11 protein-coding genes and 1 pseudogene are annotated in these 12,804 nt (G+C 45.7%); 2 read left to right on the forward strand and 10 right to left on the reverse strand.

Translation table 11 applies throughout. The features are described from left to right. Position 1: 1 nt before the first annotated feature. Complete coding sequence (locus AC0IYG_RS05825; protein WP_471710145.1) at positions 2-325, forward strand: 2Fe-2S iron-sulfur cluster-binding protein; 324 nt, start codon at positions 2-4, stop codon at positions 323-325. Positions 326-396: 71 nt separating this feature from the next. On the opposite strand, the gene AC0IYG_RS05830 is transcribed toward AC0IYG_RS05825, so the two are convergent. Next, complete coding sequence (locus tag AC0IYG_RS05830) at positions 397-1,092, reverse strand: SGNH/GDSL hydrolase family protein (RefSeq protein ID WP_471710146.1); 696 nt, start codon at positions 1,090-1,092, stop codon at positions 397-399. Positions 1,093-1,213: 121 nt separating this feature from the next. Further along, positions 1,214-2,059: a maleylpyruvate isomerase N-terminal domain-containing protein gene (locus AC0IYG_RS05835; protein ID WP_471710148.1), complete on the reverse strand. Its 846-nt coding sequence runs from the start codon at positions 2,057-2,059 to the stop codon at positions 1,214-1,216. Between the two features lie 191 nt (positions 2,060-2,250). Here AC0IYG_RS05835 and AC0IYG_RS05840 point away from each other — a divergent pair, with 191 nt between their 5' ends. Next, on the forward strand, positions 2,251-2,973 hold the full coding sequence (locus tag AC0IYG_RS05840; RefSeq protein WP_471710149.1) for a proteasome-type protease: 723 nt from the start codon (positions 2,251-2,253) through the stop codon (positions 2,971-2,973). A gap of 39 nt (positions 2,974-3,012) precedes the next feature. Here AC0IYG_RS05840 and AC0IYG_RS05845 read toward each other — a convergent pair. From AC0IYG_RS05845 to pdxA, 8 genes and pseudogenes are all read right to left on the reverse strand, one after another. Continuing rightward, a pseudogene (locus tag AC0IYG_RS05845) lies at positions 3,013-4,396 on the reverse strand (M20/M25/M40 family metallo-hydrolase). Positions 4,397-4,448: 52 nt separating this feature from the next. Next, entirely contained in the window at positions 4,449-6,068 is a 1,620-nt protein-coding gene (locus tag AC0IYG_RS05850) for an efflux RND transporter permease subunit (protein WP_471710150.1), read from the reverse strand. Then, positions 6,014-6,769: a hypothetical protein gene (locus AC0IYG_RS05855; protein ID WP_471710151.1), complete on the reverse strand. Its 756-nt coding sequence runs from the start codon at positions 6,767-6,769 to the stop codon at positions 6,014-6,016. The genes AC0IYG_RS05850 and AC0IYG_RS05855 overlap by 55 nt, the downstream gene beginning before the upstream one ends. Positions 6,770-6,894: 125 nt before the next feature. Further along, positions 6,895-8,079, reverse strand: a complete 1,185-nt coding sequence (locus AC0IYG_RS05860; RefSeq protein WP_471710152.1) for a class I SAM-dependent methyltransferase — start codon at positions 8,077-8,079, stop codon at positions 6,895-6,897. Positions 8,080-8,089: 10 nt separating this feature from the next. After that, positions 8,090-9,883, reverse strand: coding sequence for a tetratricopeptide repeat-containing sensor histidine kinase (locus tag AC0IYG_RS05865; protein ID WP_471710153.1), 1,794 nt, complete (start codon positions 9,881-9,883; stop codon positions 8,090-8,092). Between the two features lie 167 nt (positions 9,884-10,050). Next, a complete protein-coding gene (locus AC0IYG_RS05870; protein ID WP_471710154.1) occupies positions 10,051-10,677 on the reverse strand; it encodes a DNA-3-methyladenine glycosylase in 627 nt (208 codons plus the stop codon). Continuing rightward, entirely contained in the window at positions 10,678-11,565 is an 888-nt protein-coding gene (locus AC0IYG_RS05875; RefSeq protein ID WP_471710155.1) for a YicC/YloC family endoribonuclease, read from the reverse strand. Positions 11,566-11,621: 56 nt separating this feature from the next. Further along, positions 11,622-12,731 carry a 4-hydroxythreonine-4-phosphate dehydrogenase PdxA gene (pdxA, locus tag AC0IYG_RS05880; protein ID WP_471710156.1) on the reverse strand — a complete coding sequence of 370 codons (1,110 nt, stop codon included), beginning with the start codon at positions 12,729-12,731 and terminating at the stop codon, positions 11,622-11,624. Between the last annotated feature and the right edge of the window lie 73 nt (positions 12,732-12,804).

The raw sequence follows: 12,804 nt of genomic DNA on the forward strand, positions 1-12,804 counted from the left end.
CATGATCAATATTCAGGTTGAAGATAATAATGGCGATCGCAGGGACTTGGAAGTGCCTGTGGATATGGGGCTTAACCTCATGGAAATGCTCAAAGCTTATGAGTATGACATTCAGGCGACTTGCGGCGGAATGGGCCTTTGCGCAACATGCCACATTGCCGTGCTGGAAGGCGGAGACGCCCTGCCCGAACAAAACGATAACGAACTCGACACGCTGGACGCATTGCCAGATGCTGAATCGAACAGCCGTCTTGCTTGCCAGCTCCGGTGCAATGAGCAGATGGACGGTTTGGTAATCCGTATAAAAGCTTTGCAAGAGGCGTAATTAAGGTTATAGAATTTTGGAATATTAGTGCATAAACCTTCGCCTTCCTAATGCGGAGGTTTTTAGTTGCGCTATATGCTCGATTTGATCAACGGAAACACTGTATCCACCCAAAGCTGATGCATTTTTCCCGAAAAATGGAGGTTATCCCTCGCTAACATCGAAGGATCGTTCAGCGCCTTGCGGGAAATGGGTGTAATGTCGATGAACCGCACTTTGGCTTTGTCACATGCTTCTTTTGCCACCAGATTAAAAGCATCAATCTCTTTTGCTATGCCTGCACGATCGGAATCTCCGTATGGCGTTACGCCCCAATCCGGAATGGAAAGCACAAAGACATGATCGGCATTTCCGCCAGCAAGCGCAATGCTTTTTGTAAGTAAAGTGCTGAACTCTGTTTTGTATTCTTCAATGCTTCTGCCTTGAAACTGGTTATTGACGCCAATCATGAGCGAAACCAAATCATAATCCGTAGCTGGTTTCGCATTGTCAACGGAGAAAATCAGGTCCCGCGTTGTCCAGCCTGTGGTCGCGATTATGTCTGGTGCACGGAAACGGATCCCGGCATTTTTCATACTTTTTACAAGCAGAACGGGCCAGCGCTCTTCCGCGGTGACGCTTTGACCGATCGTGTAAGAGTCACCAAGAGCAAGGAATTTTGCACCAGGCTCGTTGCTTCCGGGATTATAAGTGGCGTCCGGTTCGTCAGTTCTGCTGCATCCCGAAAGCAGCGTGATGCTTATAATTAAGGCTTTGAACAGCTTCATATCGTGTTAATCTATCGGCACTGAATGGCCGCGTTTTAAATTGCGTTTACATTCATATACCAGCATTTCGCCGACTTAGATCGATATGGGCATTATCTTACAGTGTTAAACTTTATTTCGACTAGAGATTTATCTTAAACTGAGTCAAGCCCATGACCGCGATGAGGTTTAACGCAACTTCGGCGATTTCAACATTTCCATTAATGAGAATGCTCATTTTCGCGTCTGCGGGTTTGATGGCTTTGGTAAATAGTTTCCAGGCAATGCTGGCTGGAATCTCTAATGTTGCAACTGGTTGTTCGAATGTTTCCTTTTCAATGGTCCAGCCGGTTTCTTGTTTGACCAGATATCGCCAGTGCGGCGTTTCCAGTCCAACATTAATTCCTATAACAGTGCCCGCGCTTGCCTGCACGCCTCTGTATGTGTGGGGAAGTCCGCGCAGCAATGTTTCGATAAATGGATAGTAAAGCTCGTCGGTGATGATTCCCTGTTTTCCTACTGCTTCGCGGATCTGCTGCTGATGGTGCCATTTCTCGGTGTATTCGCGCGCAATGTGAAACCAGTTTTTGGATGTCTGCTCACCAGCCCACGCGACAGAAAACACGGCATCAATGTCCGAATTTTGCGCAGCCATAATGCTTGCATATTCTTTCCCAGTTGTTTCCAGAAGTTCAATAAGCACTTGCGGGCTCAGGCGTTTTGTGGCATTCACCCAGTCTGCATTGAGCTTGTTTAAAAAGTCGAGCAGATCCTGGTAAGAGCCGATTTCCCGGTCAGGCGGCATGCTATGGCCGTCCCGCACGCCGGATATCGTGCGCAGGTTGCCGTCCAGCAAATGGGAAGCAATGTCTTTGACAGTCCACAGTCTGGCCACGGTGGGCTTATGCCAATCTTCGGGTGAAAGTGATTTTAAAAGTTCGATCAGTTTTTTATCAAGCACAGGGAAGAGATGCACGGTTTCAATCATGGCAGGCAAGGAAATGTTGACACGGACAATGTATATACGCGGGCGGCAATTTCAAAAAAAATCATTATTAAAAACATGTTTTTTATAAACGCCATTGGGCATTTCGGTACTTTTGGGCATAATTAATGTAGTTGTCGTCCGGTAATACGAGCATTGACACCGATTTCGGACGAGATAATTGACACTCAGAAATGACTTATTGTTTAGGAATAAAAGTAAAAGAAGGGCTTGTTGCATTGGCAGACACCCGTATTACAGCAGGCACGAATACGACTGTAAAAAAGAAAATGTATGTGACGCAAAAGGATAATTATTCCCTTTTTATCATGACCAGCGGACTGCGTTCCGTACGCGATAAAGCGGTGCATTATTTTGAAGAGTTGCTAAGCGAAGGCGTTGTTTATAATAAGCTTTATAAAGCTGTTAATGCCTTTGGTGAGCAAATAAAGCGGGTTGCCGAGGAAGACAGAGCATCTTTGGAGCGTGCCGGATTGAAGTTTAACCTGAATACAATTGTAGGCGGCCAGCTGAAAGATGATGCAGATCACAAGTTGTTTCTGCTTTATTCCGAAGGAAACTGGGTCGAGCTTGACGAAGGTTCGCCTTATGTGATTATCGGGAATTCAGGTCAGGGAAAAGCAATTCTGAACCGCGTGCTGAATGGTGAATCTACAATGAAGCAAGCTTTGAAAGCTGGTTTTTTGTCGTTTGATTCAACTCGCGTCAGCAACAACGACGTTGATTTCCCGATTGACGTGGTTTTGTATAAAAAAGACAGTTTCAAGATTGTCGAACACCGTTACGAGAAGAAGGATTTGGAGCATATCTCAGATATTTGGGCTGAAAAGCTGAAACAGGCACTTGATGACATTCCGGAAGAATGGATGGATCAGAGTTTTGAAAAAATAATTTAAAATAATGGCTGCTTCAAGAATGAGGCAGCCATTACTTTTTTATTCGAGACCGTATTTGTCAATAAGGTAAACCATGGCTGCCATTGCAGCAGCCCCCAGGTCGAGCTCGCGCTTGCTAACCGCCTCGAACTTGTCATTGGACAGCGTGGTGATAATCGAAATAACGTTGCGAATCGGGAATGAGGCCCAGTAACACCGTTCCCTGCTGAGCCAGCGGACCGATATCCGCGCCACCACCGCCCGGCCCGATCTCATGAATGCCATATGCCGCGAAAAGCTTGGTCCATTGCGCAACTCTGGCTTTCTGAGCAGGCGTTCCCACCACGCCGAAGCCGAGCGGCGTAAATCCGCCACGATCCGATTCAATGGCTGCAATGTGCGTTTCCTTTTTCGATTTGGCCGAGTCAGCGTAAGCAATGCCGCCTTTCAGACCGTTTTCCTCATTCATGAACATAACCGCGCGAAGTGTATGGTTCGGCTGATATCCCAATGCTTTCAAAATCCGGATGGCCTCAATAGACTGCACGCAGCCCGAACCGTCATCATGCGCACCTTGTGCAAAATCCCAGGAATCGAGGTGTCCGCCAACGGCAATGTATTTTGCAGGATTTTTCTTGCCTTTTAATTCTCCGATCACATTGTGTGACGGCGCGTCGGGCAGTGTCTCGCAATGTTGTTCAAAGTAAAATTCAGTTTCCGGATTAGCCTTTAATGTTTTGCTTAACAGCTCAGCGCCGTTTGTTGTGATGGCAGCTGCGGGAATAATGGGCGCGCCGCTCACATAACGCATGCTGCCTGTGTGCGGGACATTATCCAGTCGCGTCGTCATGGAGCGTACGATCGCGCCAACGGCGCCTAACTTGCCGGCCTCGCTAGCACCCATGCCGCGCTGCTCCACGGCGCCGGCATAGGCTTCGAATGTGTTGATCTTCGTCGGATCCATAGGCCGGTTGAAGAATACAATCTTGCCTTTGATCTTCTCAGCGCCGAGGTCACGCAGTTCCTGGAAGCTCTTAACCTCTATAATTTTAGCCTTTATGCCGCCTTTTGGCGTTGCAATTGAGCCGCCTAGCGCCGCAATGGGCACTTCTGTTTTCAGTTTTCCATTGATGATATGTGCCTTTTCTTTTGCACCGCGCACCCAGTGCGGCACCATGACATTTTGCAGCATTACCTGGTCAAATTTCTCCTGCTCCATCACTGATTTCGTATAAGTAACGGCTTTTGCAGCGCCCTCGGAACCGCTCAGGCGCGAGCCGATCTGCTGCGTGAGATGCCGCAGCCATTCGTAGGATTTTCCTTCGGAGAGAGAAGTGTTGAAGATTTTGCGGATAAATACCGAATCCGTCTGGTAATCGCTTTGGGCATTGCTTTCATGCGCTATGCAGGCGCATAGCGATAACGTCACCAAAATTTTTTTCATTTTTGATAATAGGAGTTAGTGAAAAGGGAATATACGCCAAAAAGCCGTTTTATTAGCTCGGCTTGACGTTTTTTCCCTGACGCTTGGCAATTGAAAGCAGCAAGGCGGGGAGCAGAATGAGGTTTGTACACATGGCCACAAGCAATGTAATGGACACCATCACACCCATAGCAGCCGTTCCGCCGAAGCTCGATGCAGCAAAGATCGAGAAGCCGCAAAACAAGATTACCGCTGTGTAAATCATGCTGAGCCCTGTTCCGAAAATGGATTGTGTAACGGCCTGTGAAGGCGTCAATCCGTTTTTGTAAAGCTCTTCGCGATAGCGAGTAAGGAAGTAAACCGTTCCGTCGGAAGCAATCCCGAATGTAATGCTGAAAATAAGGATCGTCGTCGGTTTGAAGTAAATGCCGAAATAGCCCATAATCCCGGCGGTTAATGCAAGCGGAATAAGACAAGGCAATTTCGATAACAAAATGATTGGCACAGAGCGAAACAAAACCATCCCAACGATGGCGATCATGCCAATGGCGATCAGCAAGCTTTCGTACAGATTGCTTAACAAGTAATCATTGCTTTTCAGGAACACCAGACTGTGACCGGTTAAGCTAACTTTATATTGCTGCGGACTGAAAATCGAGTCGACTTTCGGTCTGATCTTCTGCATAAGCTCCTTAATGCGTTCAGAACCAACGTCTGCCATTTGAAAACTGACCCGCGTCACACTTTTATCTTTATTTACAAAAGCATTCAACTGCTTGGCAGCGCCCTGCTGATCCTGCACATAATTGGTAAGCTTGTTCAGCTCCAACACGCCGGGCAATGCATAATATTTCGCGTCACCGCCGCGGTAAGCCTGGTAAAGGAACCGGGATGCTTCTACAACAGAGAGTGGCTTTGAGAATTCCGGAAACTTGGCCATCTCATTCTGAAATGCCTTGATCTTGTAAAGCACCTGGGCCTGATCTGCGAAAATTCCGTTCGGTTGTTTTGTGTCAATCATCACTTCAAAGGGCAAAACGCCGTTGAAGTTCTTTTCAAAAAACCGCAAATCTGTGTAAACGACATCCTTTTTTGGAAGGTCATCAACCACATAACCAATCGTCTTAATCTTTGTCATCCCGAAAGCTGAAACAATGATCAACAAGACCATGGCCATGTAAATTTCTTTTCTGCGATTGTGAACGAGGAAATTCACTTTGGTAAGAAAGCCGGAAGCCCACTTACCGTCCAGATGTTTGAGGTGACGCGCTTTTGGGACGGCCATATAATGCAATGTGATCGGCAAAAGCAGTAAGCAAAGCACGTACGTCGCCATAACGCTGATCGCAGCGACTACGCCAAACTCTACGAGCAAAATGCTGTTGGTAAAATAAAACACACCAAAACCGATGGCTGTGGTCATGTTTGCCAGGAATGTCGATAAGCCGATCTGACGGATCATTTCCAGCAACGCTTCGTCCTTATTGCTGTGGGACCGAAGTTCTGCCTGATATTTATTAATTAAAAAGACGCAATTCGGCACGCCGATCACAATGAGCAGGGGAGGGAGCAGGCCGGTTAATGCGGTAATTTTATAATTGAAAAGATGCAGGATCCCGACGGAGAAAATAACACCGATCAGCACGACCACAATCGACAAAAGTGTAAGTCGTAACGAGCGAAAAACGCCCACAGGATGAGTAATGTCACAAAAACAGCCAGTCCCATGAACAGCTCCATTTCACCCGAGATCTTTTTCATGTTCACCGTCCGGATGTAAGGCATGCCTGAATAATGGAGGTCAGCCTTGTATTTCGTTCCGAATTCCTCCGCCATCGCTTCAATGTCGCTGACAATGGTCAGCCGGCGCTTGGAATTGAGTTCCTTGTCATTGAATGTGACAACGATCAGCGTTGCATTTGTCTTGCTATTAAGGATCAGACCGTCATAAATGGGCAAATTCGCGATTTGCTTTTTAATGCTATCGGCCTCGGCCTGTGTCTGCGGAATCTGCTTTATTACAGGGGAAACGTCGAATTTTCTGAGGCTGTCGTTGCGGTTAATTTTATAAACATTGGCCAACGAAAGCACATTTTTTATGCCTTGCGTCTCCTTAATGCGTTGTGTCAGCTTACACCAGTCGCGAAATTTGTTGATTTCAAACAGTTGCGGATCCTGCCAGCCGATCACCATTACGCTGCCATCTTCACCAAAAAGCTTTCTGAAATCCTGATATTCTTTTTCGACGGGATCGTTGGAAGGAAGTATCCTTGCGAAATTGTAGGAGAGCTCGATTTTGCTCGCTTCGTATGCCATGAAAACGGTTGATACGAGCACCAATGCAACCCACATAAGCCGGTAGCGGATAATGTAAGTCGCTATTTTATTCCACATATTAAGTTAGTCAGTTCCACAAAAAGTTGCAAATATACGGACAGGGAAGAGAATTTGAGACTTTTCCACAGATTATAACGGTTCCTTAATGTTTACAAAAGCCGATCCAACTGGTTTTACGGGGATTACAATTCGGCTATTTTTTCGAGATGGTGATAGCCAATGCCAAAATACGCTTTGGCATCCTGAATCTTTTGATGGATCGCCGCCCTATCGGGTGCATGGCGGGTGTCTTTTGTGCCTACGATCATCACATTTTTGGGCGTATGTGCGTCGGAAATGAATTCGAACACTTTTGTTTTGTATCCGAAATATTCCAGGATCAAAGCCCGGATGCCGTCAGTAACCATCTCAGCCTGCCTTTCGAGGAATATCCCGTATCGGGTAAGAAACTGAACATCATTCCCGGTTTTGGTTTTCTCAATTTCACGGCGGATCTGCTTGTGACAGCATGGCGCAACGACAATCAAATCTGCACCTGCGGTGATTCCTTTGAAGATTGCATCGTCAGTCGCGGTGTCACAGGCGTGTAGCGCGATCAGCATATTAACATTTGTGCTGTCAAATTCTTCAATGGTCCCTTCCTCAAAATGCAGGTTTTCGAATCCTGAGTCCCGCGCAATGTCATTGCAAAGCGCAACGAGATCAGGCCGGAATTCGACTCCGGTGATATGCGCATCCATTTGCAGGACATTTTTGAGATAATCATAAAGGGCGAAGGTCAGATAACCTTTGCCGGAACCCATATCGGCCACATTGAGCTGCTTATCAGCAGGAATTTCCTTGATCAGCGGACTCAGGAGTTCAATGTAATGGTTGATCTGGCGAAATTTGTCCTGTGCTTTCTTGAACACATTTCCCTCGGCGTCCGTAATGTTCAGCGCGTGCAAATAAGGTTTTTGCTGGCTTGCAATCAAGCGATTCTTCGTCTTATCATGCTCATCAGAAGGCACTTCCTTTATTTCTGTGACCTTTTCTTTTAGCACAATTTTATTGTTCTTCAGTATTTCAAATTGCAGTTCTGAATGTGTTGTGAATAGCGTCGCGATGTGAAAGTCATTTGCCAGCATGGTTTCAAGCATTGTTCTGGCCTCATCCAGAATGTAATTTTTTACAATGTCCCGGGTTTTATATCTGTAAGTGAAGCTGAACTTTTCCTCTTTCTTAATCAGCGCTTTTTTAATGTAAATGTTCTTGAGATTTTCTTCATTCCCGTGGTAATTGCCCAGCGAGAGCTTTATGAAAGCGTTATTTTGAAGGCTTTGCTCGAATGCAGTGATAAATTCTGCGGCTTTTGGTAATGTGTTCATGATGAGGTGCTCAGAGAATCGTTTTCGGGATTTCAATATCAATCTTCAAACCTTTGGAAGGCTCGCTGACGATCTGCACTTTGCCACGAAGACTTTCCACGCGGCTCTTTACATTTTTCAAACCCACACCCTGACGAGAAGGTTCGATCAGTCCGTTGCCGTTGTCTGTAACGATGAGGTGAATATTTTTATGATTTTCAGTGAGATCAATGGATGCGAGCGTGGCACCCGAATGTTTGATAATGTTGTTGGTCAGCTCCAAAACAATGCTGTAAAGCTCAAATTCCGTCTTGTTATTAAGCCGGTGCGACATCCCTGAAATGCTGAAATTGAACTCAATCGATTTGTTCTCGTTCATTTTATCGATCAGGCGGTGAAGCGCCATGACGAGGCCGTGTTCCTCCAATTCTGCGGGCATCAGGTTGTGTGACAGGCTCCGCACTTCGCGATATGCGGCACCAACCATCTGATGCACACTTTCATAGATTTTCTGCTCTTCCGGTGACAGCACTTTTTTGTCGATCCCGAATAAATACCAGTTTAATGAAGCCAATGTTCCACCCAAATTATCGTGCAACTCAGCCGCAACGCGCTTACGCTCAATGGCTTGTCCGCGTGCCATGGCCTCGCGTATTTCAGCATTCTTCTGCCTTAACTTATTATTGTTAAACCATAAAAATGCTGCAAATGCAATGATAAGAGCTAAAAACACTGTCAAAAAGCGCGATAGTGTTTTCTGTTCTGCGATGATCTTTTCTTGAATTGCAGAGTCCTTCAGCTGGTTGTCGTAGCTCAGCTGATACATGGTATATTGGCGCTGCACGTAGTCTGTATGAAGCATTCGTCGGCTGAAAATCACTTTTTCCATATGATCGAGTGCTTCCTGAAACATTTTTTTGTTCTTATAAGCCCGCGCCAGAGACAGCAGTGCCCAGTTTGTCTGTTGTGAGGAATGGAAGATCGTGGAATAATCAAGTGCCATGCTTGCTGTTTCAATGGCGGCATCATTCTGATCAGTAAGGCAGTAAACATTGGCAAGATCGTTCAGGACATTCAACTCGCCGTATCGGTTGTGAATTTTTTGAAACAAAACGAGCGATTGCCTCATGAGTTTCTCGGCAGTTTTACTGTCATTTTTAACAATGTGCATGTAACCCCTGTTTTGAAGCACAGTTGCACGCCCCCAATCTGAATCTATTTTGTCAAAAATGGCATAAGCCTGATTATAATAAGGAATTGCCTCATTAAACATGCCTTTTTCCCGGTAAGAATTTGCCAAATTATCCAGGCAAGTTGCCCTTGCACTGTCCTCTCCCAGTTTCTGGAAAATCTCGATCGCCTGTCTGTAATTGATTCTGGCTGAGTCCCATTGCCGATATTCCGAATAACTTTCTGCCATAAAACGTTTGGCATGAGCGGTGTAAAGAGGCAGATCCTTGGATAAGGTCATTGTTTCATTAGACAGCTCGCGGAGCACATCGTAACTGCCATCCAGCAAATAATATGTGCTTAACAGATTGTAAGCCAGGATCTTGCCTTTGCTCCATTGGTGTTTTTGTGAAAGTCGGAGCACATGTTTGGCATAAAACATTGCTTTTTCCGCATCCTGAAAGAGATATTCCTTTGCAAAAGCGTGGTATTTTAAAATAAGAACTGTGTCTTCGGCGAAACCTTTAACGGGCATTGCGGTAACCACATCAGCTTTGTCCGCAGCCGTTGTGTTTTGAAAAATAGAAGTGCATTGGCTTCCGCTCAGGAGCGTAGCCACAATCAAAACCGAAACCAGCCTGAAAAAATCACCCATGGAAGTGCTTGCGTGGGTGGGCAATATTGGCTGTAAACAGCTGTAAGTAGAAGATTTTCATACAGGAGTTGAGTATAGTTAAGCTATCAAAGATAAAAAAAGCAATGGCAAAATGTGCAGGATATTTTGCCCAAAAAGCGTTTTTATATAAATATTCCTGCAATAAATTATAGTTTGCTAACGAAACTGTTGCCCTTTACATAAAAACGATAAGGCAGATCTGCGCCGACATTAATGCCGATCCGGGTTGAAGTTGCAATCTCCGGAACATGGGCAGTGCGTCCGTTGATATAGAGCGGATCTTCGGTTAATAAATGGTTGTTATGCTGCGCACGATCAATGCCCATCGCCCGGACAAGCTTTCCAGGCCCTTTGCATAACTCGTTTAATTTCAGTTGTTCGCTTCGGATCTTTTCAACGGATTTGCCCGGGATAAGCTGCCTCCGCATTTCCATTAGTTCTATGCCTCGGACAGGTTCCAAAGCGCGGATCAGCACTGCTTCTCCTACGCCTTCTCGGTTGCTCACCACATTGAAACATTGATACATACCGTAGATGAGATATACGTAGCTCGTTCCGGCGATTCCATACATGGGCTCTGTGCGGGCGGTGCGCCTGTTGAATGCATGACAAGCCGGGTCGTTTTGCAGATATGCCTCCGTTTCGACGATGATTCCGCTCGTTAAACCTTCGGGACTTTCGTGGACAAGCTCGCAGCCGATCAGTTGCTCCGCTAGCGAAAGCGTGTCAAATGCGTTATAGAATGATAAGGAAAGTCGATTTTCCTGCACCATTTAGATAATGTTCATGGTCTGCTCCTTGATTTTTTCCAGCTCGTCTTTCATCTGCACAACAAGATGCTGAATCGTCGCGTCATTGGCTTTTGAACCGATTGTGTTGATCTCTCTGCCAATTTCCTGCGCGATGAAGTTGAGCTTCTTACCATTGCTTTCAGACGCTTTCAGCGTTTCTGTGAAGTAAGTAAGGTGATTGGCCAATCTGATTTTTTCTTCGGAAATGTCAAATTTCTCAACGTAATAGATCAGCTCTTGTTCAAAACGGTTTGTGTCAAAATTATCATCTGCCAAAAGCTCCCGAACCTGCTTTTCAAGCCTTTCTCTTACGGCCGGAATGCGTAATTTATCCTGGTCTGAAACTTTGTCCAGCAGAGTTTGAATGGTGTTAATGTATTCTGTGAACTTGTCAGCGGTCATTTTTCCTTCCTGCTCTCTGAAAACCGAGCATTTCCGGATCGCTTCAAGCACGGCAACTTTAATCTGCGTCCAGTCATTTTCCTTGCCCGATTCGTCAACTGTTTCGTTGTTATAAGCATTCGGCATTTGCAATGCAATGCGTAACAGCTCCGTCGTTTCCGGGATGAAACCAAGGTTTTCCGCTGTTGCAGCAAGGTCATTATAGTAAGCAGAAACAAGCGCCCGGTTTACGGAAGTTGAAGCAACGGTTTTGCCAACTGGCTGCACTGAAAGCGTGAATTCCACTTTTCCGCGTTCCAGCGATTGGGTCAGCAAGTTTCTGATCTCAATTTCTCTTTCCGAAAACTGCCTTGGAATACGGCAATAAATGTCCAGGAATTTCGAATTAAGGGTTTTTATCTCAACCGTTACATTGATTGATTCGGACTCGATGTTGGATACACCGTATCCGGTCATTGATTTTAACATTAGTGAAGATTTTATCTAAATAATTCATTAAAAGTGCCACATCAACTGCTAACAACCTAATTGTTAAACCGTTGCTTGCCGCCAGCCTTCGCAGGATGCTGACTTTCGGATTGTTGTGGCTTGGAAATAAGTGCATGCTTATCGATCTGTTCATTCACCGTCCGAAACCTGGAAATATCGCAGGCCAGATAAACGGCTTGGAGTAATGAGCCGGGTTCGGCCAGGTTTTTTCCGGCAATGTTGTATGCCGTTCCGTGATCAGGCGAAGTCCTTACGGCAGAAAGTCCGGCGGTGAAATTGACACCTTCATTGAAAGCCAATGTTTTGAACGGAATCAATCCCTGATCGTGATACATGGCCAAAACGGCGTCGTATTGCTTATAAGTGGAAGCTGCGAAAAAGCCATCGGCAGGGAAAGGTCCGACAACCAGCTGTCCTTTTTCTTTAAAATTCTTGATAACCGGCTGGATAATGTCAATCTCTTCTGTTCCCAGCAATCCATTTTCACCTGCATGCGGATTGAGTCCCAGGACGGCCAGTTTCGGCTTTTTTATGCCAAAATCACTTTTCAACGATTGTAACATTTGCTCAATCTTTGCGGTGAGCTTTTCTGCGGTAACATATGAACTAACTTTTTCCAAAGGAATGTGGCCGGACAGTACGCCAACCCGCAGTTCGCCTGAAACCATGAACATTAACGCGTCTTCCTTATTGAATGACTGGGCAAGATATTCGGTGTGACCTGGAAACTTGAATTCCTCGCTCTGAATGTTGTCTTTATTGATCGGACCGGTCACTAGTGCATGAATTCTGCCTTCTTTTAAATCTTCGACAGCACGTTTCAGTGAAGCCAGCGAACCTTGTCCAGCTTCCGTCGTGACTTTTCCAGGCTGCACCTCCGTTTGGTGGTCATGCCAGCAAGTGATGACATTGGTAAGTTTCGGATTTGCTTGTTCGACTTTTTGTATTCCATGCAAAGTCCAATCTTTCATTTCCAGCAAATTGCGATATTGGTTCAGCACCCGCAGCGAACCGTAAATGATGGGTGTGCACAATTTTGCTAACTGGTTTCCTTCTAATGCTTTGAGTATTACTTCCGGGCCAATTCCGTTGTAATCACCGATTGTAATGCCTATAACGGGTTTATCACTGATTTGATCGCTCATGTAGGTAAAATGCTATTGTAACTGTTCTTCTGAGTAATTCTGTATTACTTTTGCGCAATGAATGTCCGGCAAG

This window comes from Dyadobacter sp. AC419, assembly GCF_979253085.1.

Bases quoted from the DNA above. Each gene is read 5' to 3' on its own strand.
- AC0IYG_RS05855 (WP_471710151.1), bottom strand. From the start codon at position 6,769: ATGTGGAATAAAATAGCGACTTACATTATCCGCTACCGGCTTATGTGG.
- AC0IYG_RS05825 (WP_471710145.1), top strand. From the start codon at position 2: ATGATCAATATTCAGGTTGAAGATAATAATGGCGATCGCAGGGACTTG.
- AC0IYG_RS05840 (WP_471710149.1), top strand. From the start codon at position 2,251: ATGACTTATTGTTTAGGAATAAAAGTAAAAGAAGGGCTTGTTGCATTG.
- AC0IYG_RS05860 (WP_471710152.1), bottom strand. From the start codon at position 8,079: ATGAACACATTACCAAAAGCCGCAGAATTTATCACTGCATTCGAGCAA.
- AC0IYG_RS05870 (WP_471710154.1), bottom strand. From the start codon at position 10,677: ATGGTGCAGGAAAATCGACTTTCCTTATCATTCTATAACGCATTTGAC.
- pdxA (WP_471710156.1), bottom strand. From the start codon at position 12,731: ATGAGCGATCAAATCAGTGATAAACCCGTTATAGGCATTACAATCGGT.
- AC0IYG_RS05830 (WP_471710146.1), bottom strand. From the start codon at position 1,092: ATGAAGCTGTTCAAAGCCTTAATTATAAGCATCACGCTGCTTTCGGGA.
- AC0IYG_RS05875 (WP_471710155.1), bottom strand. From the start codon at position 11,565: ATGTTAAAATCAATGACCGGATACGGTGTATCCAACATCGAGTCCGAA.
- AC0IYG_RS05865 (WP_471710153.1), bottom strand. From the start codon at position 9,883: ATGGGTGATTTTTTCAGGCTGGTTTCGGTTTTGATTGTGGCTACGCTC.
- AC0IYG_RS05835 (WP_471710148.1), bottom strand. From the start codon at position 2,059: ATGATTGAAACCGTGCATCTCTTCCCTGTGCTTGATAAAAAACTGATC.